Below are 24,814 nucleotides of genomic sequence, written 5' to 3' on the forward strand. Positions count from 1 at the left end.
TTCTGCCATGCAAATCTCCAGTTAGTCCTGGAAACCTTCTCGCACACGCAGCAAGCCTCAAAATATAGCCAATCCAATGGGGCGGAGACGGCGCTTACGTTGATCACGCTTAGTCAGTAATTTTAACATCGTGCCCTCACCGTCAGCGCAGAGTGGTGAGGGTGCCGATGTCTGTCACAATCGACAATCTAACAACTTTGATAGATTGACTGCACGAGCCTTCGTCATTCACGACACGCTAAAAGCGGCGGTCCTGTCTAAGCCTAGCGCACAAAGGTGCTTGGAACGCCGTCGAGTGACGCCATCTAGCGGCGATCCGTCGCGAAATGCCGGATCGCGGCAATGCTTTTCAACACCTAACAACCACAAAGGCATGCCCTGTAGTTCCAAGGTCCTTCATTTGGGCCTGCCTACGTTTTCCAAACGGCCGAGTTGCCGGATATCTCGATCTTAGTACCGACCTTCGCTGAATGCTCTTGAAAGCGCATCAATATTCTCTCAGCATCATCACCACGGGCAAGTTCCGGCGCGAGGCGTTGCTCCAAAGCGTCAGTCCGTGACTGCTCGGCGCCGCCGATAATGATCGGATGAAAGGACATTTCGACGAGCTTGCCATCGTCGCCGAACGAGCATAGCCCGATCACACTCTCCCAGACCTCCCGAGCCATCCAGGGCGATTTCTCGGATCTCACGTGGAAGATGAAATTGCCCAGGCTGTAGAAGATTGGCCGTTGACGGTATATTTCGACCGGTTGGAGAACGGGAGCACCGTGGCTGACGAACATGGCCGCGCCGGCATCGATGCATTTTTTCGCAAACGCGCCCACCCATTCGGGAACCTGATACCAGTCGGAGGCCCAATGGTGGTGATGCAGGTAGGCGATGACGAGGTTCCCTCCCTCCGCCGCAGACGAGATTGCGGCGAGGTGTCGCGCTGTGTCGATCTCATCGACCGTGATGTTTCGTCCGACCTTATCGGAGCGTCTGAAAATAGCGCGGGCGATACTGATTTCCGCTTCGGGATCAACGTGAGGCGTATCGTCGGGTTGGCTGTCGTTGCCGAGATCCATCCGCGTGTAACCGACCTTGTCACGGACCCTTCGCAATTGTTCGAAAGCGTTGTCATCCACGTCGACAACCTTGGTCACCCTCAGCCGGTTCACCCCCGGACGTTCGGGACGACCAGGAGCGGCATCTCCCGCATACATAAAATCCGGTCCCGGACCTCCATCCATGGCCACGAGCGCCACATTCCTGCCGCCAAACGACCCTTTGCCGGGGCGCCCCGCCGCTGTGTGATTGCGCCCGATACCAGCGTGAAGGAAGCCGCGCCTTTCGACCTCTTCCGAAGTTGAGAGAATCCCGGACGGACCGAGATCGAATGCATGATTGTTCGATAACGAAAGTGCCTGGAATCCGAGAGCCTGAAGGGTATCGAGAACAACCGGCTGGCTGCATCCGAAGAACGATCCTTTCATCGGCCATCCGCCATGGCTTCCAAGGATCGTGCTTTCGAAGTTGGTGAACGAGAGATCCGCTTGACCAAGGATCTCACGCGCTTTTCGAAATCCTGGCGTATCAACACCGCGAATGTCGTGTTTGATAAGAGATTGCCCGGTTACGGCGATATTGAATGTATTTGTCATGTCAGACTTTCCTTCGCAGCAGGCAGCCGCCGCCAGAATGTGGATGGTGTTAGGTAAAAATGGTCGCCATCAGTGCGTAAATCGCCTGGGGCGGGCATCGATCAGGCTTCGCGTGTACGGGTTTTGCGAATGTGTGAAGATGAACTCCGACGAGCCCACGTCTTCGACCCTGCCATCCTTGAAAATGTAGATCGAACTGCAGAGCTCCTGCACGAGGGCAAGATCGTGCGAGATGAAGAGCATTGAAATGCCCTGCTCCTTCACATTCTCCCTCAAAAGCTGGACGATCTCTGCCTGTACGGACACGTCAAGGGCTGAGGTCGGTTCGTCGGCAACGACGATGCTCGGGCCCGCGAGAAGCGCGCGCGCGATGCAAATGCGCTGCTTCTGCCCGCCCGAGAGCTGATGGGGATACCGGGGGAGGAGGCTTCGCGCCAACCCGAGCCGATCCATCATTGTCTCCACCATCGACAGTTCATTCTTGGTGGTGGTTTCGCCGAAGCGGACACTTTCTCGCAGTGTCTCACTGATCAACATTCGCGGGTTCAACGACATCGCCGGGTCCTGGAAGATCATCTGCACCTTTCCAAGGAGGCCGCTGCGCGATCCAGACCGCGAGGGATCGAAACAGGTGTCATCGATCTCGATCTCTCCCTCGCCAGCGGTTTCCAGGCCGGCAATGATCCGTCCTATTGTGCTCTTGCCGCTGCCACTTTCACCAACAATTCCGGTGATCATCCCACGTTCCAACTGAACGGAAACATCTTGCAATGCGGGTGTCTGGGACCCCTTGCGCAACAGCGCGAACCCGCGACTGGAAAAGCACTTCGTTATTCCCCGTGCCACGAGGATTGGGTCCCCGCCGGGTTGCGCAGAACTAACGTTCAAGGGCGGGTCGTTCAGATGCTCGGTGGGTTCCTTGCTCTCCCCGGCGCCGGACACCCGCAGTCTTGGGACCGCGGCGAGAAGGCTACGGGTATATTTCCGTTGCGGTGCGTCGAGGAGGGATGACGTGGACCCCTGCTCGACGATCTCCCCATGTCTCATCACGATCACACTGTCCGTAATTTCCGAGACGACGCCCATGTCGTGGGTTACCAGGATGATCGACACATTGGTTTCCTCCACGAGTTCGCGGAGGAGGTAGAGGATTTGCTTTTGAACGGTTGCGTCGAGCGCGGACGTCGGCTCATCTGCAATGATAATATCGGGTCTGCCGGCAAGCGCGATGGCGATGACGGCACGCTGGCGCTGCCCCCCGGAAAACTGATGAGGGTAATGGTGATATCGTTGGTCAACGTCCGGAATGCCGACGCGGGTCAGCAATTGGATAGCCTGGTCGCGTGCTTGCCGACGTGGAATGGTGTCGTCGGTGGCCATGATGGTTTCCTCAAGTTGAGAACCGATGGCCATCAGCGGATCAAGCGATGCGGTATGATCCTGGAAGATAGCTGATATCCTGCGCCCTCGGATCGTGGCCCATTGGCGCTCGTTGTTACCGTCGAGCGGTTTGCCATCGAAGAGGATGGTACCGGTCGTCCGCTCGAAGTCGGGCGAGAGCAGGCCGAGGATGGCATTGCCAAGCGAGGACTTTCCCGCTCCGGATTCGCCGATGATCCCAAGGATTTCTCCGCGCTGAAGGCTCAGGCTGACGTCGCGTAGGATCGGGGTGCTGCCCGTTGTTGCGCGATGCATCAAGGTGAGATTTCTCACCACCAGCAAGGGGGCGTGTGGGCTATCGTGCGTCATAGGATCGGCTCCTTGGATCAAGGCTGCGCCGGACGCCCTCGCCGACGAAATTGATGCTTGCGATGAGGCCGAGCAGGGCGAGGCCGGGGAACAGGCTGATCCAGTATTGACCGGTCATCAGGTACTGGAAGCCGTTTGCAACGGTCGAGCCAAGCGAAGGCTTGTCGACTGGCACGCCCAGCCCGAGAAATGACAGGGTTGCCTCGAGTGCCACGGCGTGCCCCAATTCTATCGGGATCAAGGTAATGGCCGGTGCGATACTGTTGGGAAGCAGGTGGCGAAAGATGACCCTTCTCTTGGGGAGCCGGAGGAGGCGCGCTGCATCCAGATAGGACTTACCGGTTTCGCTCAACGCAACACCTCGAATGACCCTGGCGTAGGTTGCCCACTGCACGATGATTATCGCCAGTATGATCCGATCGATCCCCGGTCCGAGTGTGACAATGGCAATCAGGGCCACCAAGATGGTTGGAAGGCTGAGCTGGAGGTCGACGATCCGCATGATGACGACGTCGACCCACCTGCCGAAATACGCAGCACTGACCCCCGCGGTGAGTCCGATTAGCGCAGCGATAACGGTGCTGGTAATGGAAACGACGAGGCTGATGCGTAGGCCGTACAGGATGGTGCTGAGTATATCGCGTCCGAGACCGTCGGTCCCGAGCAGATAAAAGTACCCGGCACCTCCCATGGTCCCCGGAGGCGACGACGCTTCCCATCCATAGATCTGTAATGGATCGTACGGATTTTGTGGCGCGATGAGAGGCGCTGCCAACGCCAGCAGAACGTAGGCTGCGAGCAGGAGCCCGGGTAGGCTAATGCTCATTCCCCTGTGGCGCTTCCAAAGCGTACGGAGTGTATTGGCTTTCATGGAATTTCCTTTCATGTGGAAAGGCGCACGCGCGGATCGAGCATGGCGTAAATCAGGTCGACGAGCGCATTGAGCCCGACGAAGGCGAGGGAAACGAAGGTCAAGGTTGCCATCACGACTGGCCGGTCGAGCAGTTGGATGGAGTCGATCAACAGTTTGCCGATTCCCGGCCAGGCGAAGATGGTTTCCACCACGACAGCGAAGGCCAGCATTCCGCCGAATTGCATGCCGACGATCGTGACGATGGGAATACTGATATTCGGCAGTGTATGCCGAAACAGGATGCGCCTCGGTGAGAGGCCCTTTGCCCGGCAGAAGCGGACGAAATCCTGGCTTTCCACCTCGATCGTTCCCGCCCGTGCAAGTCGCGCGATCAGCGCAATGTTGGGAATGGCAAGCGCCAATGCGGGCAGTGTCAACCGCCGTACGCCCTCCAGCGTCAGGAAACTCCATTCCTGGCCCACCAAGGAGACCGTTGGTCCGCGGCCACCTGACGGAAACCAGCCCAAAGTGATCGCACCGACCAGGATGAGCACCATGCTCAGCCAGAATGACGGAATGCTGAGTGCAAAGACGCTGGCCTTGAGAATGGCGCGATCGATTGCGCCACCCTGTCTTCGTCCTGCCAGCAGCCCGAGCAAGACGCCGCACGGAGCTGCGATCAACATGGCCATCGAGGCCAGCTCAAGCGTCGCAGGCAGCTTGCTCATCACCAGATCAAAAGCAGGCAGGTGGTAGATGTACGACGTTCCGAAGTTTCCGGTGACGACATTGCCCATGAAGAGAAGATACTGTCGCCAGAGCGGTTGATCCAATCCCAGCGCGATCGTTGCGTTGCGAATATCCTCGAGGGTGGCTGTTTCGATATTGACGATGTTGTAAACGGGGTTGCCGACGCTGTGGATGCCGACAAACCCGATCACCGACATGGCGAGTAGAAGGAGGGCGGCTTGTGAAAGCCTTCCAACGATGGTGGTCATCATGGGCGTGCCCTCACTCTTCCGAGGGAACGGCCTGCATTGCCGTCGTCCATCCGCGCGGATGCACCGCGTAGGAACCCACTTTTTGCCCATGCCCTACGATCAGGTGGAAATGATAAAGAGGAAGCATCGGATAGTCGGCCATGGCCAGTTCCGTTGCGCTGGCGATTGCCGCGCTCCGATCCGGACCATCCTCCATGGACATGGCCTTATCCAGCATCGCGTCAAAGCTTTGGTTCTGGTATTTTCCATAGTTGAGTGATCCGGCCCCCGTTTTCGCATTCGGAGAGCCCAGAACGGCTCGGAGGCAGAAGGTTACTGCCTCGCCGGAGCAGCCGCCGTACCACACAGGGTAGGCGCCATCTGACCTTTGCGTGGCGAAGACCGAAAACGGCGCTACGACCGGTTGGGCGCTGACACCTATTCTCGCCCAGTTCTGCGCGATGGATTGCAAGGATTCGCTGTCGCCGGGATATCGGCCGGCAGGCCCAGCGAGCACGACCTTGAAGCCGTCAGGAAAACCTGCCTTTGCAAGCAGGGCTTTTGCACCCTCATAGTCCGGCGGTGCTACCGTGAGATTGGCCGACGTTCCTGACAAGCCGGTCGGAAAGAGCTGCGCTGCGGGCGTTCCGTAGCCGAGGAGGATCTTCTCGGCGAGGAAGGCACGGTCTGTCGCCATCGTCAGGGCCTGGCGCACGCGCTTGTCCCGGAAGGGGTTTTGAATCGCATTTCCGGATGTGTCGGTTATGCCCGGTGGCTTTTCCCGAGCGATATCAAACTGCAGGAAATTGGACCGGGCAGCGCTCGTACTTTCGACCGCCAATCCGCGGTTCTCAAGCCCTTCGACGTCACGCGCCGGTATGTAATCGGCGAGATCGACATCCCCTGTCGTCAACGCGGCGACGCGCGCAGCAGGACTTTCGATGACTTGGAAAGCCACCTCTGACCAAGCAGGTGGGCTGCCCCAATAGGCATCGTTGCGCGTCAGGCTGAGAATTTCACCGGATTGCCAGCTCTGGAATTTGTAGGGTCCGGTCCCAACGGACTGCTTTCCAGAGTTGACATCCTGAGTGGTCGCAAAGTCTCCCGACTTGTGACCCATGATGAAAATGGAAGTCATAGAAAGCGGGAGGGTCGGGACGTCGATGGCCGTCTCGATGACTACAGTCATTGGATCAGGCGCCGTGATGGATTTGATCGCCTGCGTATAGGTCTGGAACCCGCCGCTCGGCGGCTTCAGGAAGTCCTGGATGCGCTTGATCGAGTAAATGACGTCCTCGGCAGTGAAGGGCGAGCCGTCATGGAAGCGGACGCCGTCGCGCAGCTTGAATTCCCATTGCGTCGTTGACAGACGTCTCCAGGAAGTGGCAAGGCTTGGCTGAGGGTTCAGCTGCCGGTCCTGAACCACGAGGCGTTCGTAGATATGGGATAGCAGCGAGTTGTTCTCATTAAGATCGGCGTAGTGCGGATCGAGAGTCATCAGCTTGAGCTGGGTCCCGATACGCAGTTCCTCCGCAACAGCGGTTGTCCCGAGAAACACCGCGGACACTGCCGTAGCGAGGCTTGCTACGAGTATGGACGTGCGGAGTCGGTGCAGTGATTGCATTATGATGTTCCCTTCTTGTTTTTATGAGGACTGCGTAGTGATTGAACTCCTCAACAACGTGCGCGCTTCGGCGCCCGCGCAGCGAGGGGTCTATCGCTCAGGCGGTGAGGTCTTCCGTACTCGGAAGTTGGGAAGAGTTTCTATGGATGATTGCAGGCAAAGTTCTGCTATTCTCAGAATCAGCCATGATCCGAGCTCCCAACAGCTTGATTGTGGTTAGGTCGAGCGGGTGTTTCCATCACCTACTCGGCCGCATCGTCAATGTTCCCTACAGAATGATAGAAGTCAATCAGAAAGTTTGCCTTGAGTAAAGATCATCTTACCGTTGAGCAGTGCCGTGGGGCACGGGCTATGTTGGGCTGGAGCCAGGCCCAGCTTGCGGAAGCAGCAAATGTGTCTCGCCAGACAATTGCTGACTTTGAACGCGGAGCGCACAAACCCATTGGCAACAATCTGGCAAGTATAATGGCAGCGTTTGTGAAGGCCGGAATTGATTTCATTCCGGAAAACGGCGGCGGCGCGGGCGTTCGCTTCAGGGACTCGAAATAGCGGATCGATGACTTTCGTTCTCAGGCAATACCTCGAGCCAGTCTTAAGCTAGCGACTCACCGCTAACTCTTCTCGAAATCAGTCGGCCACAGCTTCTTTACCGACCCTTACCCGGTCAGATGACGGTACCGTAAGAGCAGAGCAACGCGCGGCGTTGGGCTCCTTCCTCGAAGCTCAGGCGCCGGACCACCGCCACTCATCTGACGCGCGGGTGATCTCGCCCGCGGCGATGTGTCCTGACAACTTCGCCCAGATCGGATCTGTCGTAAAGCTGGCAAGATCGCCACTGGCATGTACCAACGGCATCTCCGCGTAAGTTGCTAAAAGGGGCAAAACGCCATGAGCACGCTCGATTTCTAGAAACGGATAGCCGCCGGATGGTCTCAGGACGCGGTGACCCCATAATCCGGGTCGTTCGTCTTCCCTGAGTGCTTTCAGGAGATTGAGATCGCCTGATCGTTCAATACAGAGTGACGCCAGATACCGCATCAGCGGAAAATAGACCGTCTGGCGGCACCCCCCGAGCACTCTCACCCCCGGTAGGATTGAGGATACCAGAAACGCCGTGAACAAGCTGGGTAGGACCGCGCGCTGACGAAGAGCCGTCGCAAGGCTGCCCGGGTTGAACCCAACTTCGAAGCTATTTGAAGACCCATCAGTTCGCAGTATGCCCGCATGTAGGCGCAAGGGGACAACTCTGTTTTTTTCCAGGCGCCAAAAGAAGTCTGTTGTTCGGCGAACCCAGCCTCCCCACGCGGAAGCGTTCAGGCGGTCGATTTCGCTCAATATAGATTCAGCGGCGTCGCCGTCGCCCATCATATGCGCCGACATCCATGATTCCTCATCACTGAGATGGTCAGCAATTAGGTCAGCAATGTCGAAGTCATCGAGTTGAAGCAGCTTTACCGACGCGGGGAACTTGCGGCGCCAGAGAGTTTGATTGGCCGTCCTGATCGCTTCGGCTGCCGACGGAAATGCAGCGGACGGCAATTCTTCAAGCAGCCGAGCCGCAGAGGTATTCGGTGCGACCTCGCCTCTGGAGTTCGAAAGCGCGAAACGGTAGGTACCGTTCGAGCAAGCAATGCTGCTGCCGTCCATTCTGCTTCGCGGAAGGCCGAAGAGGTTGAGCGCTTCACCCCCGAGATGGAGCCAGCCAGGGCCCTTCTTTGCTTTTTCCTTGAACGCCGATGTCGAGACAAAATAGGTGACATGCCATTGTCGGCCATGGGCCATCAGACCGAGCAGGCTGAACAGATGTGTGTAAAAGGCGTCGGGTTCGAGTATTAGCAGGCAATGCGGGCCGGTCTGCAATACAGGCGATGCGAGTAGCTCAAGACTGGCGCTTCGAGCTTCGTCATCACTAAAGCCGGACCTGCGCGCTGCCCTTTCGATGCAATTGCGAAAGAGATCCATTGCATGGTCCCGCGTATGGCTGCCGGGCCGATAATGCTTGACGTCGTAAAGGGTGGACGCATATGCGCGCAACGGACGCGCCCAGTAGGGGGCAAGGTGCGGCATCAGATAGGATAATGAACGTCGCACTTCGGCCGCGCTAGCGTGCTCGCCTGATTCAGCAGATGGGCCCGTGTTCATTTCATGACGCCGGAGGTCGTTTTGGAGCGAGCACCGTCATCGTCTTGGCCCTGCGCCACGAGAGAGCCGCGGCGAGTGGGTCCGACTCCGTATCGATAAGCACAGTTGGGAGTTTTTCGTAGCAATACGCGGGAGGGATCGCCGGTTTCACCATCAACGATACGAACTCCAGGATCGACGCCCGGGAATTCGATGAGACGATCGTGTAGAAATTACCGCTGTTCCAGGTCAGTGCGCAGTAGCGGAAAAACAATCTGAGAGCGGACACTGTGGTTTTTAAATCGACTTGGCAATTCGCCATCGTACCGAGGATCTCAGCCTTCTTCTCGGATATCTGACTTAAAGTGAAGTACCGGCTCTTGAACAACTCATCCTTCTGGCGTTCGCGCTCGTCGTAGGCATCCTGGTCTTCATTCGCGAGTTTTTGGACCTGCACGAGGATGCCTCCGTGCCGAATGCGTGGCGCGATGAACGCCAGTTGCTGCGCTCGATCATCATCGTACATTTGAAACGTCGTGTCTTCGACCAGGACGTCGAATCCATCGCGAAATGGCAGAAGATCCGGATCGGTCGAGTAGCGGCTGCTGTCCAGATCAAAAAACGGCCCAAGAAAGAAATGCGCGTGTTCGCTTCCCCGTTTGGCGAAAAAAGCCTGCCGATTGGCGGGTGTCGGACTGCAGGCGAGAGTCTGAATCCGTCCGTCGCCAAGAGCCGCGATGGAGCGTGCGAGGCAGCCCGTTCCAGCGCCCAACGTATAAACCGTCGCCGGTAAGCTGGTCCGAGCCCAAGCTTGTAGGGAGAAGGTGAAAATGGCGGCGCCGAGACGGCACGTTTCTTCAAGCCTATAGGGAATGCTGGCGTGATAGTGGCTGTCGAAGTTGCCGAAGAGGCGTGTGTGCGTATCACCATAGGCAGCACAGTCGAGATCGAAATCAAGTAGACTAAGATCCGGTTCAGGTCGTCCGAGGTCCGGGGCCCCTCCCTGTCCGCTCGCAGTTCTTTCGAAGAAAGTGGAGAAAGTTGTTAGCCGCGGGGCGTTACGCCAGCGTTCGATTATTTGCGGGTCAACCATAATAGCGTCCTCCAAAATCGGTGGTAGCGGTTCGTCCGACGATTCATCTGGATGCTTGTGTGTAAATTCCGCCGCACCCGCCAGTCGTAAGATGGGCGCTGCCGAGTGAGCCGACAATCTAGCGATTTTGGCAGCTTGATGCGCCCGTGGAACGGCGTACGAGATAGAGTTAAGCGTGGCTAGGGGTGCGACCGCCATTCCAGATATCGATCAAATCGGGGCGATTTGCCTCGGCAACTGCGATGATTGGTCGTGGCACCGAGCTCTTACGTTGCCAACCGAACGTAGGTGTTCTGTGTTCCGCAAGATCGACCACAACGTAAAATGAATACCTCGCCGACACTGTTCAGGTGCAAACCAAAAGGCATGTGAATCCTCTCAGTTCGCCACGCCCTAGCTGCTACGGGCAGTGTTCCTGAGACACTGCAAGCAAGGGGAGGGGCGAGATGGGCGAAGGACACACGAACCCGCATGCTGCCCTATTTCTCGTTATTGTGGCGGGCCTCGTCAGTATCGCCCGTGCGATGACCTTGTCCTTTCTCGCAATAAAACTCCAGCAGACCTTCGGCCTCGGTCCGGCCACGATCGGCTTTTTGTTGGGCCTCGGCCCTTTGATTGGAGCCGTGGCTGCGCCTTTCGCGGGATCGATTTCGGACAGAGTTGGACGCAGGTTTGTACTCACGCTAACCTTGATCTTGATGGCGTGCGCCATGATCGGCATGGGGCTGGCCGAAACGGTGTTTTCGTTTTGCCTCGCGCAAAGCGGGGCCTATGTCGCGATCTCGGTTTATGGATCAATTTCACGCGCGCTGATGAGCGACATATGCGCCGAACCCGATCGACTGGAATACTTCTCTTGGCGATACACGGCATCGAACATCGGATGGGCGGTTGGTCCGTTGATCGGTGTTTGGGCGGGCATCGCCTCGACCGGCCTCTTTATCGCCGCCGGTACGCTTTACGCGACGCTCGCGATCGGCTTGCAGCTTTTGAGGCTCCCAGGACGTGAACGCGCCGACTGTCAAGCATCGAAACAAGTATCTCTGATCAAAAGCGTTATCGCCGCGATGCGCGACAGACAATTGGCGTTCTTCATTAGTGGCAGCACGTTGCTGATTGCCGTTTATGGTCAATGGACCGCCACGCTGGCTCCATACGTCACGCAGAATGTAACGGGCGGGGTAGAAATTTTCGCCTATCTCGTGTCGATAAACGGTGTGGTTGTCCTGACGGGAAACCCGATCGCGCGGCGTCTCATCGGACGCGCTGGCCCATTGGGCGCGCTTTTGGGCGGCTGCGCTCTTCTTTGCTTCGGCCAGGTGGGTTTCCTGGCGTCCACGGGATTGACGGGGTTCGCGGTTTCGATGGTCATCTTCACGGCCGGCGAGATTCTCGTGGTTCCTTCAGAATACATAATGGTTGATCGGATTTCCTATGCGCAAAATCGGGGCAGCTATTTCGGGGCCCATTCGCTCTCGACTGTCGGCGGTTTCCTTGGGCCGGCCGTGGGCGGTGCCACACTCGGTGTTTTTGGTGGCCCTGCCATGTTCGTCATGTTTGCAGGGGCTGCAGCCTTCGGCGCGTTGTTCTTTATTTTGGGCACAAACATAAAACCGCAGCCTGGTGAAAGCCTCTGCTAGAGTGCTTTGTCGTGGGTGAGTTTCTCGAACTTCTTACCTGGAGTGAGAGATACGTTACTCCTTCACATTTCCGGACGCGCGAACAGGACGAAGTCGAGCTCGTACTCGAGGATCGGAGGGGCCGGATCGTCGGCATCGAGGTTAAATCCGCCGCGACGCTGCGATCGAACGATTCTTCCGGCCTGAAAAAACTTCAAGAAGCGGCGGGCGCCAATATGTTCGAGAAGCCCGTCACGATCCTCTTGGGCCTCGGTATCCCAACCGAGGTCAAATCGGTCATGCGTGCCTACCAAATCCTGATGGATTGGCGGAAGGCGGCAGATCATTCGGGCGAATTGGCGCTCAAGGGTGCAAGGCCGCGATCAACGGTGAAATCGAGGTGCAGACGGCCTGGGCCGTTTTTGTCGCGTTCGCTGAGCGGCACGATCTGCTCGCGCCGGGAATTGACAGTTTGGGCGCCCAAAGCAGCAAGCGCAACAGCTACCCGCATGTTCGATGAGCTATGTAGCTTCATGCGGCAGGTTAAGTCCTGCCGCATCGGTTCACACCTCTTCAACGCGCTCGAGCTCGAAGAAATAGACGCGGTCGTCGCTATCGATCACCATAGCTCCCATGACGCGATTATCATCGACCTTACGGAAATGGTCAACGATGGGCTGGGTGTCATGTGCCATCGCAGCACTTGTCACCCCCTGGAACGGCACGGCCTTCAATGACGCTACCGGACCCTTGGCTCTCAGCCGGCGCAGCAAATAGGAAAACAGGTTGCTCGCGGCTCGGGTCCTGCCGAGCTTGTGGAAACGGAGTGCAAGACGGAGCGGAATCCGGGCCGGATCGATGGCGACCAGGCGTTTATCGCCTCCGTGGAACAACAGCGCATCAGCACGCATCTGAGCCGAGAACCGTTTGCCAAACCACCCGAGGTTTTCGAGCACGCCGTCCAGAGGGTGGCCGGAAGGAATACCCCGCCCCGTCCACAGTCCAATCATCTCACGCGGCTCCACAGGTGGAAGCCTTTGAAACCTTTCCATCTTATCCATCACTTGTCCCCGCTCAACAGGTTCTGCAATCGGACGTCGCCTCCCTGCCGTGTTTGCTCGGCGCGTCGTTTCGATCTGGCTTTCTGCCGGGCAGTCCGCAGTTCTTCGAGATCCGGCACCCACCAGCCGCGAGCCACTTCCCGCTCGCCGGGCGGCGTTCGGGCTGGCCAGGTCGCGACCAGTTCCTCAAGAGACCCCGGCCGCCAAGCCGCCCAGGCGTGTTCCCCGTTTGGCGGCGGTTGAAAATAGAACGCAGACACAATTTGCGGATCTGCCAGCTCGCCATGTGTCTCGGTGAAGATAACGACGCCCGCATGCGTACCGATGGCACGTTCCAATGGGGGCATGTCATCGACCGGTACGGGATACCGTTTCCGGCGGCGCTCACTGGTTCTCGCCTTGGCCGCTTCCTCCTCCTCGGTGCCTTTCAAGGCCTCACGCCGCGCCTTTCGCACATCCGGCTCGTTGCGCTCGGCCGCCGCTTCGATCGCTGGCCATCGTCGGCGTAATTCATCCAGTGATCGGTAAGGAACAGTCCACAGGCGGCGGTCCGCATCCCAGCGCGCCAATGGAATTTCCCGGATTTCGGTGACGATTGCGCGCGAATAGGGCGTCCGGATTTGCAGGCCAGATAGGGCAGCTTCGAGATAGCGGCTTTCGATCGGTTCGAACGCGAACGCATCCCTGCCCTTTTCGTCGGCAAAGGCATCGGCCTCGGCTTCCATTTCCGCTAGCCAGCGTCCGATGCGCTTGCCTGCAGTGCGGCCCGGCACGAACCAGGCATTCAGCCTATCGCTCCACCGGGCACGGGGAAACGTTTCACGAAACCGTTGAACCGTGACGCGATCATGAGGAAGGTCCGTCGTCGCTCCGACGGGTGGCTCGGTCTCTCTATCCATTGCTTAATCGCTTATTGCCATCCTCAAGCCGCAGCTTTTCGTGTTTTTGCAAGCCGCTTGATGGCCTGCTCCAGCGGTCTCTGCCCGTCGCAATAGTCCTGCCACGCGGTGCTCTTCTTCAACAGCTCGGGCACGGTGCGGATGGTGAACCGCTTAGGATCCAGGTCTGTCTTCACCTGGCTCCAGTTGAGCGGCATTGAAACGGTCGCACCTGGACGGGCGCGCGGCGACAATGGCGCAACCGCCGTCGCCATCCGGTCGTTGCGCAAATAATCGAGGAAGATGCGGCCCTCGCGCTGGTTCTTTGCCATCTTGATCAGGTAGAGCTCCGGATTGTCGCGCGCCATATCCTGACAGACGTCGTGCGCGAAACCCTTGGCTTCGTCCCAACTGAGTTTCTTTCCCTTCGGCACGGCCAGGGGCGTGACCACATGCAGGCCTTTGCCGCCGGTTGTCTTGCAGAAGCTGACTAACCCGAGTTCTTCAAGGCGGTCACGGATTTCCCGTGCGGCCTCGACGACAGTCGAGAATTCAACATCCGGGCCTGGATCAAGGTCAAAGACCAATCGTCCGGGCACTTCTGGTTGCTTGGGCTCGCAGTTCCAGGGATGGAGTTCGACGCCGCCGATCTGGGCAATCGCAGCAAGCCCTTCGACACGGTCGATCTGCAAATACGCCTTCTTGTCGCCAAAGACGGTGACAAGTTCGAGCAGGTTCGACGTTCCGGGCATGGCATGGCGCTGGAAGAATTGCTCGCCGCCGATGCCATCGGGGGTGCGAATGATCGAACAAGGTCGCCCCTTGATATGGTCGATCAGCCACGGCCCAACCGCTTCATGATAGCGCGCCAGATCGACCTTGGTAACCGGTTCGCCATCGCCGGCATCCGGCCAGAGTGGCTTTTCGGGACTGGAGATCATCACACCCATGACTTCGGCCTTCGCACCCTTACGGAAACGCTTGGGAGGCGGCTTGGCGGTTTCCGGATGGGGAACCTCGTTTGCGACGGGAGATGCCGGCGTCTCGGCTTCCACCTCGTTGGCTGGTTTATCTTCCCTCAGACCCTTGAAGGCCGCCTGCCGAACCTGGCCGTCACCCGTCCAGCCGGCAAACTCGATTTCAGCCACGAGTTCTGGCTTCAGCCAGACGATGTCGGACGATTTTTTTGGCGCACCGATGCCAGTGAACGGTGACTTCGAGGTTTCCATTTCCTTTAGCTTCGGCAAGAGAGTTTCAACGACCTTTGCGCCATAACCCGTACCGACCCGCCCGACATAGACGAAATGGTTACCACGATTGACACCTACCAGCAGCGAGCGGAACTTGCCATTTGTGGTGGCGTAAGCGCCGATGACCACTTCATGACCGGCGCGACATTTGGATTTCGCCCAAGTCTCCCTCCGGCCGGACCGATAGGGAGCATCAGCCTGTTTCGAGACGATACCTTCCAGAGACAGGCGGCAAGCAGACTTAAGCACCGCATCGCCGCCTGTCTCGAAATGCTCAACGAAGCGGAGCCTGGGATCGTCGCCGGCCTCGGACAAGAATGCAGCGAGCCTGTCCTTTCGCTCGGTGAGCGCCAATTCGCGCAGATCCTCGTCGCCGGAGAACAGGAGATCGAACGCGAAAAAGACCAGGTCGTCCGTCTTGCCTTCCGAGAGCGCTCCCTGCAACGCCGCGAAATCAGGAGCACCGTTTTCGTCGAGTGCGCAGATCTCGCCGTCGATGATGCAGTCGGGAAGCTTAGAGGCCGACGCAGCAATGGCCGACCATTTTGCCGTCCAGTCCAGGCCCTTTCGGGTCTTGAGAGTGACCTCACCGTTCTCGACCCGCATCTGGATCCGATAACCGTCGAACTTGATTTCATGGATCCAGCCATCGGTAGATGGCGGACGCGCCAGGCTCTCGCAAAGCTGCGGCGCGATAAAGTCTGGCATCGAGGATTTTCCACTTTTGGAAACCGTTAGCTTTTTCGCTGTCTTAGCCACTGTCTTTATACCAGCCTTGCGCTCGTCGGCGGCAAGACCGTGATTGCTGTCCCAAACCGCATCGGCTTCGACCGCGCCGCCTTGCAGCATGAACGGTTTCGGCTTCTTGCCTTTGCCGGACGCGATAGCCTCCATCGTCCGGCCGGACGCCACCGAGGTATCGTTCTCTTCAAGCACGGCTGCGCCGCTCTCCTCGACCGAAAACTCGTCGTGGTGCTTGATCAGCAACCAGTTTGTGCGTTTGCCGCCATCGCGATCATTCCGCATGCGGACAAGCACGAAACTGCCATGTAGGCGATCACCCTCAAGCGTGAACTTGAAATCACCCTTCGCAAGAGCCTCTTCCGGCGTCTTCTTCCCCTCAGGCTCCCAATAGCCGCGATCCCAGAGCATGACCGTGCCCCCGCCATATTGGCCTTTGGGAATGGTGCCTTCGAAATCGCCGTAATCCAGCGGATGGTCTTCAACTTCCACCGCGAGGCGTTTGTCGCCAGGATCAAGCGATGGTCCTCTCGTCACCGCCCAGGACTTGAACACACCGTCGAGCTCCAGCCGGAGATCGTAATGCAGCCGGGTCGCATCATGCTTCTGGATCACGAACCGCCGACGGTTGGACGTGGAGACCTTCGCCTCTCCGCTGGGCTCGGCGGTCTTTTTGAAATCGCGTTTGCCGCGGTATTTCGAGAGATTGTCGACCATGGTTTATCATCCTGCCGCCAAGAGAAACGGGGCCAGCGTCAAGGCGGCCCCCGTAAATTGCTATTTGCCCGAAACGCGGATTGCTCCGGCATCTCCGAAGCTTCGCTGGACGGCTGCGATTTGATCGGCGGCGATATCCGCGGAGACTTCAATCTCGCCTTCTATTGCCCCATCGTGGCGAGCGCCGCCTTCATGCGAGGCATCGCCACCGGACGGCCTGGCGCCGGCTGTGTTTTCGCCACTCGCAGACTGAATGAAAATGTCAGGCCTAGAAATGCCATGTTGCTGAACAAGGTGTTCGACCGCGAGGTCAGCCGCCGCACGTGTCTCGAAAATCGCTCGTATTGTCGTGGTGCTGTCGTCTGCCATAGGACCTTCTCCTTTTCTGTCACAGCACAAACGCCGCAAGTACCCCGCTGGTTTCCTCCAATCGTTGTTCGACAGCACGAATGTCGAAATAGCGGATGATCGAACCTGCACGACCGGGGAGCAGGACCGCGCGCTCGGCGGGCAAGGCCCGCCCGCTTGGCCGCTGAGTCTCCAAGATGCCACACCTCGTCATCAGGCAAAACTCGGTCGTTCCGGCTCGAGATCAAGGCAGCATCGTGGTCAGGCATAACTTCGCAACGCCAGGCATTCCGACGTCAAAGAGTTTCGGTGATCATCGACTAATCGGGCCGGCCGCAGGAACAAACCGCGCATGCCAGTGTTGACGGCTTAGAAGACAACTCATCGCTGAAGGACATGGAAAAGGCGAATATCTAGCACGGTTCGTCAGCTAAAAATGGTTCCACGCAGAGATCAAGGGGCACTCTCGGCTATCGACAATTGTGGGAGGCTCTGGCGCAGGAACATTTGCTTGATCGGGACGTTGAGCGGCGTGAACAATGTCCCCCAAAAGGAGAAGATAATGGCCGAGAAAACATTGGACGATCTGTTTCTTGATACACTCAAGGACATTTATTTCGCCGAAAAGCAGATCTTAAAGGCACTGCCGAAAATGGCCCGCGCCGCCCAGTCTGAGGAAGGCAAAGCCGGCTTCCTGCAGCACCGCGACGAAACGCAGGGCCAGATCGAGCGCCTTGAGCAGGTCTTTGAATTGCTTGGCAAGGCTGCGCGCGGGAAAACCTGCGAAGCCATCCAGGGCATCATCGCCGAAGGCGAAGAGATCATGGAAGAATACAAGGGGTCGGTCGCCCTCGACGCGGGCCTGATTTCCTCGGCGCAGGCCGTCGAGCATTACGAGATCGCCCGTTACGGCACGCTGATCGCCTGGGCCAAGCAGCTTGGCCTCGAGGAGGCAACCCCTCTTCTTCAGGCAAATCTTGCAGAAGAAGAGGCAACCGACCAGAAGCTGACGAAGCTTGCTGAAGCTTCCGCAAATCCCAAGGGCACAAAAGCCGCCTGATCATTCCGCAGTGTCCCAAGAGGCCGCCTCACGAGGGCGGCCTTTTCCCTAAATTCCAACAATCAAGAGGATCGACAGATGGTCAAGAAGTCGACACCGTCGAAAGTCGCAGCAACTTCGCCCAAAACGTTAGTGGCGAAGGCCCAAAAACCATCGGTGGCCGACACCGTCACGATCCATGACCAGAAGCTCCATCGCGGAGAAGGCGGTGAGCTCCACCAGTTCGCTGAGGAGGGGCGTGAGGTGTTGACGACCGCCCAGGGTGGTCCAGTGGCCGACGATCAGAACACGCTACGTGTGGGTGCCCGCGGCCCGGCGCTCATCGATGACTTTCACTTCCGTGAAAAGATCTTCCACTTTGACCATGAGCGTATCCCGGAGCGTGTGGTGCACGCGCGCGGTTACGGCGCTCACGGCTTCTTCGAAACCTATGAGTCGCTCGCGGCCTACACAAGGGCCGATTTATTTCAGCGGCCAGGGGAAAAAACACCCGCATTCGTTCGGTTCTCCACGGTCGCCGGCAATAAGGGCTCTGCCGATCTCGCCCGTGACGTCCGTGGTTTCGCCGTCAAGCTTTACACGCAAGAAGGCAACTGGGACCTGGTCGGCAACAACATCCCGGTATTCTTTATTCAGGACGCCATCAAGTTTCCCGATGTGGTCCACGCCGCAAAGCAGGAACCAGACCGCGCCTTCCCACAGGCGCAAACTGCCCATGACAATTTCTGGGACTTCATTTCGCTAACGCCGGAAAGCATGCACATGGTCATGTGGATCATGTCGGACCGCACTATTCCGCGCTCCTTCCGCTTTATGGAAGGGTTTGGCGTACACACCTTCCGGTTTGTCAATGCCAAGGACCAGTCCACATTCGTCAAGTTTCACTGGAAACCGAAGCTCGGTCTGCAATCGGTCGCCTGGAATGAGGCGGTCAAGATCAACGGCGCCGACCCGGACTTTCACCGCCGCGATCTCTGGCAGTCGATCCAGTCCGGGAACTTTCCCGAATGGGAACTGTGCGTCCAGCTGTTCGACCAGGAGTTTGCCGACAGCTTCGACTTCGACATCCTGGATCCGACAAAGATTATTCCTGAGGAAATCTTGCCGGTTCAGCCGATCGGCCGGCTGGTGCTCGACCGCATGCCGGACAACTTTTTTGCCGAAACCGAGCAGGTTGCGTTCATGACCCAGAACGTGCCGCCGGGCATCGACTTCAGCAACGATCCGCTGCTGCAGGGCCGCAATTTCTCCTATCTCGACACGCAGCTGAAGCGCCTCGGCGGACCGAACTTTACACACCTTCCGATCAATGCGCCGAAGTGTCCGTTCCACAATTTTCAACAGGACGGCCATATGGCGATGCGCAACCCGGTCGGCCGAACGAACTATCAGCCGAATTCGCGCGATGAAGGACCGCGTGAGTCGCCAGTGAAAGGCTATCGGCATTTTCCCTCAGAAGAACAGGGGCAGAAGGTTCGGCTCCGTCCAGAAAGCTTCGCCGATCATTACAGTCAGGCTCGACAGTTCTATATCAGCCAGACCCCGCCCGAGCAGCGCCACATCGCCATGGCGCTGACCTTTGAGCTCAGCAAGGTGGAGGCGCCGGTCATCCGGGAACGCATGGTGTCACATCTGATGAACATCGATCAGACACTGGCAACGACCGTTGCGCAGAAGCTTGGCTTCCAGGCCATGCCGAAGCCGGCCGATGCGGCGATGCCGACGCGCCAGGACTTGGCGCCATCGCCGGCACTCAGCATCGTCGAACGCGGGCCTAAGCGTTTCGAAGGTCGCAAGCTTGGCATTCTGATCACTGACGGGGTCGATGCCAAGCTGCTCAAGGACCTGACCACGGCGATCACCAAGGAGAAAGCCGTATTCGAATTGATCGCTCCAAAAGTCGGGGGCGTTACGGCATCCGACGGTTCGTGGATCGAGGCGCATCACATGATCGACGGTGGGCCATCGGTGCTCTTCGATGCCGTGGCCATTCTCACGTCCACCGCCGCGATTGATGATCTGGTCAAAGAAGCGACTGCCCGGGACTTCGTCGCCGACGCTTTTCAACACTGCAAGTTCATCGGTCACGATCAATCGGCCTTGCCGCTGCTCGAAAAAGCCGGGATTGCCGGTGACGTCGACGAGGGTGTTCTCGTATTACCCGGAGAGGATGGCTTGTCCGCATTTGTTTCGGAGCTCGGCAAGTTGCGTGTTTGGGGCCGCGAGCCGTCGGTAAAGCTTGGCAAGGCTTCCCCACCGATCAAGTAGGCTATGGGGGCGCGGTTTTCCGCGCCCCAACTCTTTCAAAACCATCGGATGGCATCAGTCGACAGATCAATTCGCCAGCCGAAGTGCGCAGCGGATGTCGCTCTGCCGATATGGGTCGGCAAAACGGACTTTCATCGATATCGCACGCCCGCGTCTGTCACGATCACATCCATGGGAATGTCGTGGGGGAGGGGGTGGATGGTCCGGATCCTTTGAGTTGCGAACCCGACGCCAATCGTCAAGGGTTTGCGGTCGAAGCTGGCGAGTGTTCTGTCGAAGAACCCGCCACCGTAACCCAGCCGGAAGCAATCGTTATCGAAGCCGACAACGGGCGCGATGACGATATCGGGGACAGCTTGCTTCCCTTCTGCCGGCACTGGGATGTTCCACACACCGCGTACCAGCGGCTCTCCCGTTTTCCACGACCGGAAGATCAGAGGCTCACGTTTGGCAACCACGACAGGCAGCAGGCATGTCGCATCGCGCGCGCTAGCGTTGGCCATCCATTCCCGCAGATCGGGCTCGCCAAGGAAAGGCCAGAACAGGCTGATATGTTTGCCGGCAAGGTCGGTGATCACCTGATCGAGATGGATCGAGATTAATCGGCCGAATTCCTCACGGTGAGCAACCGGTAGGGATTTGCGTTCCTCGATCAATCTTTGGCGTTCTGTCCGCCGCCATGCCGCATTGTCAAAAGTGGCGGCGGTAGCTGCCGGCGGCAACCCCATATATGCAGGATCCACCTCGTGCATCAGGCAGGCAGGCGAAGCCAATTCGCGGGGTCCGTCATCCGCTTCTTGCTCGTCCGACATGACTATCCGCCTTTCCCAGTCAACACCGCGCAGCCAAAGGCTGGTATTCGCTTGAGCGACGTTCGTGATTTTCCTATAAAGAACTATAGGGCCTCTTAATTCAGGAATCGAGATTTTTCGTTGGACCTGTCCTCTGTCGAAATATTCCTCGCTGTTGCCAGCGAACGCAGCGTGACGAAAGCGGCAAAAGCCGTCGGGCGCGTGCCGTCTAATGTGACGACACGGGTCCAGCAGTTGGAGGAGGACCTTGGCGTCGTGTTGTTCAGCCGTGATGGCAAGAAGATGACGCTGACACGGGAGGGCGAGACCTTTCTTGCCTATAGCAACCGTCTCGTGGCGCTCGCCTTGGAAGCGCGGCAGGCGCTGCGGCCTGTTGTGCCATCTGGAACGTTGCGGGTCGGCACCATGGAAAGCACGGCGGCAAGCCGGCTGCCGGCCGCGCTGACGCAATTCAACCAGATGTGGCCGGAGGTTTCTCTTCGCTTGACGATGGGCGCGTCGCGCGATCTCGCGCGTGACGTCCTCAATGGCGCGCTGGATTGTGCGCTCATCGCGCGTCCACCCGCATCGATGCTGGAGCAAGATTTGGCGTTCGATAGCGAACTTCAGTCACTGGAAGCGGAGCGGGTTTTTATTGAAGACCTCCTGATCGTCCTGCCGTCCGGTCACCCGAAGATCAGGTCTGCCGCCGACCTTCGCGTCGGATCGCTGGCCGCACTAGAGCCTGGCTGCACCTATCGCCGGATTGCCGAGCATTGGGCCAGTCAGTCGAGCAGCTTGCCGACAACTGAACTCGGCTCCTATCATGCGATCCTGGCGAGTGTTGCGACAGGAGACGCGGCCGGTGTGATGCCCGGGTCAGTTCTTGACCTCATGCACTGGCCGGCCAACGTTCAGACGCACCCGCTCGGGCCTGTCGAGACGCTTCTGATCTATCGTAAAAATGAACACCCGAGCGCATTCAGCGCATTTCAGGAAGTACTTAGCGCGACCAAGGTCAGGGATCCGAGGTTGGCAACGAATTAGCCAGTGTGCACGCCAACCACATCAAAAACGGGCATCATCATGGCTCCATTTCCAGTCAAAACGCGATGGAGGTTACTTCAAATGGAGCGAGCTGCGTTCGCAGCGTACGGGTGCCGAGTTGCGTCGTGTCTATCGACTGCTCCTCGCCTGTCAGATTGATGATCCAAGTCGTTTCGCCCGCCGCTGTGTCGATCGTAAAGGCCATTACCGTGCCCGGGAGGGAAGATGTGACGTTTCGCCATTTTTGTCCGGCAACGTCTGCCAGCTCTTTGATGATGGCATAGAGCGGACGCTTGCCGCCTTCTGCAACCGGTTCATTGCTGCCGGCATAGAGCCCGAACGGACCGGTCAGCGCCGACAATGTCAGCGTTTCGAGACCGGCATCCAGTACCGACGCGGCATAACCGGCAGCGAAGGCACCTGCAAACTGGCCGTTGTGGCGGGGGTCACAGTCGGCCATCGGGATACGGGCGCCGTCCGGATTGTCCATCGTGCGGCTGCCATAGGGATTTTGACGCATGGAAATGGTCGAGGGACCGATACGGTAGGGCTTGTTGCCGTAAATGGCGCGCACGGAGCGGGTGATGAATGGCAGGGCTTCGAGTGTCTGCATGACGCTGATATCGTCGGCTGCATGGACGATCGGATTGGTACAATGGCTGATAAAGGCGAGGTTTTCGCCCGGCACGCGCTTGCGGTTGAGCTCGGTGAAATAAGACAGCATGCCACCACCGAGACGGACGCCACGAAAGGCGTTTGCCGCTGCCGCATACACGTCTTCGAGCGGCGGGCAATCAGGCCATATGCTGCCGGGCGGGGTGGATTGCCGGTCGATCGACGGGCAAACCATGATGGCATCAGGCGCAAAACCCGCACGACGCATCCATGCGGCGATTTCCTGCAGTTCTTCGTTCAACGGACGCTGGCAGGGGACGGCGATTTCGATCGTGGTGGTGCCCGCGTGAACAGCGGCGATTTCGGCGAAATCCGTAAAAGCCGACCCGTCATGGCCGGCTGCCGGGTCGAAATGGAAAAGTAACTCCTGAACCCTGGGGGCATCCGGTTGCTGGAGAGCCGCGAGGCTGGCCTTGGCTTCCTCAGGCGTAATCAACAGGCCGATGGCGGGCATAATGCCGGCAACTGTTCCGGGAGTGAGCTTGATGATGTCGTCGCTGTCGGCGGAGGCGGGAGGATTGCCCGAGGCGGCACGGGTGTCTGTAATGGTCAGGGTGATCCGCTGGGAGACCGGTTCGTTTGCCGGGATCTGGTAGGGCCATGGCAAGGCGAGCGGGCGAACATAGGTCTTGTAGGAGGCGTCCGACCAGTTGCGCTGGTCTTCCATCTCGAACGTGTCGCCTTCCATGCGGCATTCGATGGTGACGCCGGGAAACGCGGTGTGCGTGATGGCGCGCATGTCCTTGAAGGGTTGCCAGGGTTCGATCAGTTCGGGCAATCTCGTGTCTTCGATGCTACTATCGACGTGCTCGATGGTCACCGGTGTACCGGCAACACCGACGATTGGATGCAGGATGCAAAAGCCGCAGCGATTGGTTTCGAAGCCGTTCGGCGACCGGGCGGTGCCCCCGAACGTAAGCCTGCCATCGGCGTTGCCTTCGATAGAGGCGGACACCTCCAGAAGGGAACCCTCCGGGGCGATGCAGCGGGCGGAGTACGCAATGGCGAAGCCGGTTTCCGTTTCAGTGACGGTGATATCGGACAGCGTGGGGTCGTATGTGCCCCAGTCGCGATCGCGGACCAGGTAGGAGATCGCGCGCAGCACCTCGACGCCGTCATAGGTGATATTGCGCAGATTGCCGCCTGCAAGATGTGCGCTCAGCTTTCCGGCTTTCAATATGCGCGGGGCGGGCTCGGCCTGCCTTGTGCCGTAGAGCGTGAAGGCGAGCTCTGCGTCCATCATGTCAGCAGCGTTCCGATATCGACGGTGGCTTTGGTCGCGGCACTTTCATAGGCGGCCTCGACCAGAGCGAAGGTCTTCAGATTGTCGGTGCCGGAGGTAGAGGTTTCCGTGCCCGCTTTCAGGCTGTCAGCCCAGTGCTGCTGGATGGCGAACACGCTTTCCTGGATATTGTGCCACGGGCGCGATGCCCAGGGGAGAAGTGTCGGCGCGACGTCGGTGTTGACCGTGCCGCCGGCATTGGTGACTTGCAGCTCGTAACCTTGGGACAAGCGGATCGAACCCTCGGTTCCGTCGATCTCGATCAGTGTTTCCGGAAAAGGCTCTATCGACTGTTTTGTCGCATAGCTCACGTCGACGATGGAGGTTGCGCCATTGTCGTGATCGAGCAGGATGGTGGCGACGTCCTCGCCGTTGATCCTGGGGTTAACGCGCTTGATCCGGGCGGTCAGCGAAGTGACGTCGCCGAGAATGTAGCGCGCGATATCCAGCGTGTGGATGCCGAGATCTTCGATGATGAAGCGCTTGCCTTCGGCGAGGTAGGGCTGGCCGGAGAAAACATCGTAACCGGAGCGGAACGAAAAGCGGCCCCAGAAGGGSGAGCCGATGGCACCACTCTCCAGCGCCTTGCGGACGGCCTGGATCGGCGTTTGCCAGCGGAAATTTTCATGGATCATCAGCGGTACGCCGGCAGCCTTGCAGGCCGCGACCATAGCCTTGGCATCGGCAAGCGTCGGAGCAAACGGTTTTTGGCAGATCGCCGGGACTTTGTGCGCGGCGGCCATTTCGACAAGAGCGCGGTGGCTGTTCACGGTCGTGGCGATATCGACGAAATCAAAGCCGCCTTCGGCAAACATCTGGCTTGCATCGGTATATCGCCGTTCGATGCCGAACTGGTCCCCAACTATTTTCAGACGTTCGGGATCACGGTCGCAGATGGCAACGATGGCAGCGCCTTGAACGCCGTTCCAGCCGTGCATCTGGTTGACGGCGAAGAAGCCGCAGCCAATCAGGGCGCCTTTGAGGTCTGACATGTGGTTTCTCCGCATTTCG

22 protein-coding genes and 1 pseudogene are annotated in these 24,814 nt (G+C 58.4%); 7 read left to right on the forward strand and 16 right to left on the reverse strand.

What is annotated here, in order from left to right; genetic code table 11:
• Window positions 1–410 precede the first annotated feature (410 nt).
• Complete coding sequence (locus ASC96_RS18485; protein ID WP_244482181.1) at window positions 411–1,592, reverse strand: CapA family protein; 1,182 nt, start codon at window positions 1,590–1,592, stop codon at window positions 411–413.
• Here ASC96_RS18485 and ASC96_RS33940 point away from each other — a divergent pair.
• Window positions 1,491–1,703: a hypothetical protein gene (locus ASC96_RS33940; protein WP_244482183.1), complete on the forward strand. Its 213-nt coding sequence runs from the start codon at window positions 1,491–1,493 to the stop codon at window positions 1,701–1,703. The genes ASC96_RS18485 and ASC96_RS33940 overlap by 102 nt on opposite strands.
• Before the next feature lie 12 nt (window positions 1,704–1,715).
• Here ASC96_RS33940 and ASC96_RS18490 read toward each other — a convergent pair whose 3' ends face one another.
• Genes ASC96_RS18490 through ASC96_RS18505 form a run of 4 tightly spaced genes read right to left on the reverse strand, consistent with a single transcriptional unit; the run spans window position 1,716 to window position 6,852 of the window.
• On the reverse strand, window positions 1,716–3,395 hold the full coding sequence (locus ASC96_RS18490) for an ABC transporter ATP-binding protein (RefSeq protein WP_060504605.1): 1,680 nt from the start codon (window positions 3,393–3,395) through the stop codon (window positions 1,716–1,718).
• Window positions 3,382–4,266 (reverse strand): ABC transporter permease, encoded by an 885-nt coding sequence (locus ASC96_RS18495; RefSeq protein ID WP_060504606.1) that lies wholly within the window; start codon window positions 4,264–4,266, stop codon window positions 3,382–3,384. The genes ASC96_RS18490 and ASC96_RS18495 overlap by 14 nt, the downstream gene beginning before the upstream one ends.
• 11 nt (window positions 4,267–4,277) lie before the next feature.
• Window positions 4,278–5,249, reverse strand: coding sequence for an ABC transporter permease (locus ASC96_RS18500; protein WP_060504607.1), 972 nt, complete (start codon window positions 5,247–5,249; stop codon window positions 4,278–4,280).
• A 10-nt stretch (window positions 5,250–5,259) separates the two neighbouring features.
• Window positions 5,260–6,852, reverse strand: a complete 1,593-nt coding sequence (locus ASC96_RS18505; RefSeq protein WP_060504608.1) for an ABC transporter substrate-binding protein — start codon at window positions 6,850–6,852, stop codon at window positions 5,260–5,262.
• Window positions 6,853–7,155: 303 nt separating this feature from the next.
• On the opposite strand from ASC96_RS18505, the gene ASC96_RS18510 reads away from it, so the two are divergent.
• A complete protein-coding gene (locus tag ASC96_RS18510; RefSeq protein ID WP_280140017.1) occupies window positions 7,156–7,401 on the forward strand; it encodes a helix-turn-helix transcriptional regulator in 246 nt (81 codons plus the stop codon).
• A gap of 174 nt (window positions 7,402–7,575) precedes the next feature.
• Here the strand turns inward: ASC96_RS18510 and ASC96_RS18515 are convergent, their stop codons facing one another.
• Both ASC96_RS18515 and ASC96_RS18520 read right to left on the reverse strand, forming a co-directional pair.
• Window positions 7,576–8,814 (reverse strand): hypothetical protein, encoded by a 1,239-nt coding sequence (locus ASC96_RS18515; RefSeq protein ID WP_060504610.1) that lies wholly within the window; start codon window positions 8,812–8,814, stop codon window positions 7,576–7,578.
• Between the two features lie 181 nt (window positions 8,815–8,995).
• Window positions 8,996–10,066 carry a class I SAM-dependent methyltransferase gene (locus ASC96_RS18520; protein WP_060504635.1) on the reverse strand — a complete coding sequence of 357 codons (1,071 nt, stop codon included), beginning with the start codon at window positions 10,064–10,066 and terminating at the stop codon, window positions 8,996–8,998.
• Window positions 10,067–10,512: 446 nt separating this feature from the next.
• Here ASC96_RS18520 and ASC96_RS18525 point away from each other — a divergent pair, with 446 nt between their 5' ends.
• Together ASC96_RS18525 and ASC96_RS33945 are read left to right on the forward strand one after the other, a co-directional pair.
• On the forward strand, window positions 10,513–11,706 hold the full coding sequence (locus ASC96_RS18525) for an MFS transporter (RefSeq protein ID WP_060504611.1): 1,194 nt from the start codon (window positions 10,513–10,515) through the stop codon (window positions 11,704–11,706).
• 11 nt (window positions 11,707–11,717) lie between these two features.
• A pseudogene (locus ASC96_RS33945) lies at window positions 11,718–11,795 on the forward strand (hypothetical protein); the annotation flags it as partial.
• On the opposite strand, the gene ASC96_RS33950 reads toward ASC96_RS33945, so the two are convergent.
• From ASC96_RS33950 to ASC96_RS18550, 6 genes are read right to left on the reverse strand one after another with little or no spacing between them, the layout of a single operon-like run.
• Window positions 11,769–12,032: a hypothetical protein gene (locus ASC96_RS33950; RefSeq protein WP_060504612.1), complete on the reverse strand. Its 264-nt coding sequence runs from the start codon at window positions 12,030–12,032 to the stop codon at window positions 11,769–11,771. The pseudogene ASC96_RS33945 and the gene ASC96_RS33950 overlap by 27 nt on opposite strands.
• Complete coding sequence (locus tag ASC96_RS34430) at window positions 12,029–12,220, reverse strand: hypothetical protein (RefSeq protein WP_156397660.1); 192 nt, start codon at window positions 12,218–12,220, stop codon at window positions 12,029–12,031. The genes ASC96_RS33950 and ASC96_RS34430 overlap by 4 nt, the downstream gene beginning before the upstream one ends.
• A 28-nt stretch (window positions 12,221–12,248) precedes the next feature.
• Window positions 12,249–12,746, reverse strand: a complete 498-nt coding sequence (locus ASC96_RS18535; protein WP_060504613.1) for a DUF4334 domain-containing protein — start codon at window positions 12,744–12,746, stop codon at window positions 12,249–12,251.
• The gene (locus tag ASC96_RS18540; RefSeq protein ID WP_060504614.1) at window positions 12,746–13,645 is read right to left on the reverse strand and encodes a hypothetical protein; all 900 of its coding nucleotides are present in this window, start codon (window positions 13,643–13,645) and stop codon (window positions 12,746–12,748) included. The genes ASC96_RS18535 and ASC96_RS18540 overlap by 1 nt, the downstream gene beginning before the upstream one ends.
• A 23-nt stretch (window positions 13,646–13,668) precedes the next feature.
• The gene (ligD, locus tag ASC96_RS18545) at window positions 13,669–16,332 is read right to left on the reverse strand and encodes a DNA ligase D (RefSeq protein ID WP_060504615.1); all 2,664 of its coding nucleotides are present in this window, start codon (window positions 16,330–16,332) and stop codon (window positions 13,669–13,671) included.
• Window positions 16,333–16,392: 60 nt separating this feature from the next.
• Window positions 16,393–16,701 (reverse strand): hypothetical protein, encoded by a 309-nt coding sequence (locus ASC96_RS18550; RefSeq protein ID WP_060504616.1) that lies wholly within the window; start codon window positions 16,699–16,701, stop codon window positions 16,393–16,395.
• A 538-nt stretch (window positions 16,702–17,239) separates the two neighbouring features.
• On the opposite strand from ASC96_RS18550, the gene ASC96_RS18555 reads away from it, so the two are divergent.
• The gene (locus ASC96_RS18555; protein WP_156397667.1) at window positions 17,240–17,740 is read left to right on the forward strand and encodes a ferritin-like domain-containing protein; all 501 of its coding nucleotides are present in this window, start codon (window positions 17,240–17,242) and stop codon (window positions 17,738–17,740) included.
• 78 nt (window positions 17,741–17,818) lie between these two features.
• Window positions 17,819–20,008, forward strand: coding sequence for a catalase C (gene catE / locus ASC96_RS18560; protein WP_082512163.1), 2,190 nt, complete (start codon window positions 17,819–17,821; stop codon window positions 20,006–20,008).
• A gap of 131 nt (window positions 20,009–20,139) precedes the next feature.
• Here catE and ASC96_RS18565 read toward each other — a convergent pair whose 3' ends face one another.
• Window positions 20,140–20,820, reverse strand: a complete 681-nt coding sequence (locus ASC96_RS18565) for a 5-formyltetrahydrofolate cyclo-ligase (RefSeq protein WP_060504618.1) — start codon at window positions 20,818–20,820, stop codon at window positions 20,140–20,142.
• Between the two features lie 120 nt (window positions 20,821–20,940).
• Between ASC96_RS18565 and ASC96_RS18570 the strand changes: the two genes are divergently transcribed.
• Window positions 20,941–21,846 carry a LysR family transcriptional regulator gene (locus ASC96_RS18570; RefSeq protein WP_060504619.1) on the forward strand — a complete coding sequence of 302 codons (906 nt, stop codon included), beginning with the start codon at window positions 20,941–20,943 and terminating at the stop codon, window positions 21,844–21,846.
• Window positions 21,847–21,901: 55 nt separating this feature from the next.
• On the opposite strand, the gene ASC96_RS18575 is transcribed toward ASC96_RS18570, so the two are convergent.
• A complete protein-coding gene (locus ASC96_RS18575; protein ID WP_060504637.1) occupies window positions 21,902–23,761 on the reverse strand; it encodes a hypothetical protein in 1,860 nt (619 codons plus the stop codon).
• Complete coding sequence (locus tag ASC96_RS18580; protein ID WP_060504620.1) at window positions 23,761–24,795, reverse strand: Gfo/Idh/MocA family oxidoreductase; 1,035 nt, start codon at window positions 24,793–24,795, stop codon at window positions 23,761–23,763. Before ASC96_RS18580 ends, ASC96_RS18575 begins: the two co-directional genes overlap by 1 nt.
• Window positions 24,796–24,814 lie beyond the last annotated feature (19 nt).

This window comes from Rhizobium sp. Root1204 (assembly GCF_001424965.1).
GTDB lineage: Bacteria > Pseudomonadota > Alphaproteobacteria > Rhizobiales > Rhizobiaceae > Pararhizobium.

Excerpts from the sequence above, each read along its gene's own strand:
- ASC96_RS18515 (WP_060504610.1), bottom strand. The coding sequence starts at position 8,814 with ATGGATCTCTTTCGCAATTGCATCGAAAGGGCAGCGCGCAGGTCCGGC.
- ASC96_RS18540 (WP_060504614.1), bottom strand. The coding sequence starts at position 13,645 with ATGGATAGAGAGACCGAGCCACCCGTCGGAGCGACGACGGACCTTCCT.
- ASC96_RS18500 (WP_060504607.1), bottom strand. The coding sequence starts at position 5,249 with ATGATGACCACCATCGTTGGAAGGCTTTCACAAGCCGCCCTCCTTCTA.
- ASC96_RS18550 (WP_060504616.1), bottom strand. The coding sequence starts at position 16,701 with ATGGCAGACGACAGCACCACGACAATACGAGCGATTTTCGAGACACGT.
- ASC96_RS18535 (WP_060504613.1), bottom strand. The coding sequence starts at position 12,746 with ATGGATAAGATGGAAAGGTTTCAAAGGCTTCCACCTGTGGAGCCGCGT.
- ASC96_RS18505 (WP_060504608.1), bottom strand. The coding sequence starts at position 6,852 with ATGCAATCACTGCACCGACTCCGCACGTCCATACTCGTAGCAAGCCTC.
- ASC96_RS33940 (WP_244482183.1), top strand. The coding sequence starts at position 1,491 with ATGGCTTCCAAGGATCGTGCTTTCGAAGTTGGTGAACGAGAGATCCGC.
- ASC96_RS33950 (WP_060504612.1), bottom strand. The coding sequence starts at position 12,032 with ATGATCTGCCGCCTTCCGCCAATCCATCAGGATTTGGTAGGCACGCAT.
- ASC96_RS34430 (WP_156397660.1), bottom strand. The coding sequence starts at position 12,220 with ATGAAGCTACATAGCTCATCGAACATGCGGGTAGCTGTTGCGCTTGCT.
- catE (WP_082512163.1), top strand. The coding sequence starts at position 17,819 with ATGGTCAAGAAGTCGACACCGTCGAAAGTCGCAGCAACTTCGCCCAAA.
- ASC96_RS18495 (WP_060504606.1), bottom strand. The coding sequence starts at position 4,266 with ATGAAAGCCAATACACTCCGTACGCTTTGGAAGCGCCACAGGGGAATG.
- ASC96_RS18575 (WP_060504637.1), bottom strand. The coding sequence starts at position 23,761 with ATGGACGCAGAGCTCGCCTTCACGCTCTACGGCACAAGGCAGGCCGAG.
- ASC96_RS18490 (WP_060504605.1), bottom strand. The coding sequence starts at position 3,395 with ATGACGCACGATAGCCCACACGCCCCCTTGCTGGTGGTGAGAAATCTC.
- ASC96_RS18520 (WP_060504635.1), bottom strand. The coding sequence starts at position 10,066 with ATGGTTGACCCGCAAATAATCGAACGCTGGCGTAACGCCCCGCGGCTA.
- ASC96_RS18565 (WP_060504618.1), bottom strand. The coding sequence starts at position 20,820 with ATGTCGGACGAGCAAGAAGCGGATGACGGACCCCGCGAATTGGCTTCG.
- ligD (WP_060504615.1), bottom strand. The coding sequence starts at position 16,332 with ATGGTCGACAATCTCTCGAAATACCGCGGCAAACGCGATTTCAAAAAG.
- ASC96_RS18525 (WP_060504611.1), top strand. The coding sequence starts at position 10,513 with ATGGGCGAAGGACACACGAACCCGCATGCTGCCCTATTTCTCGTTATT.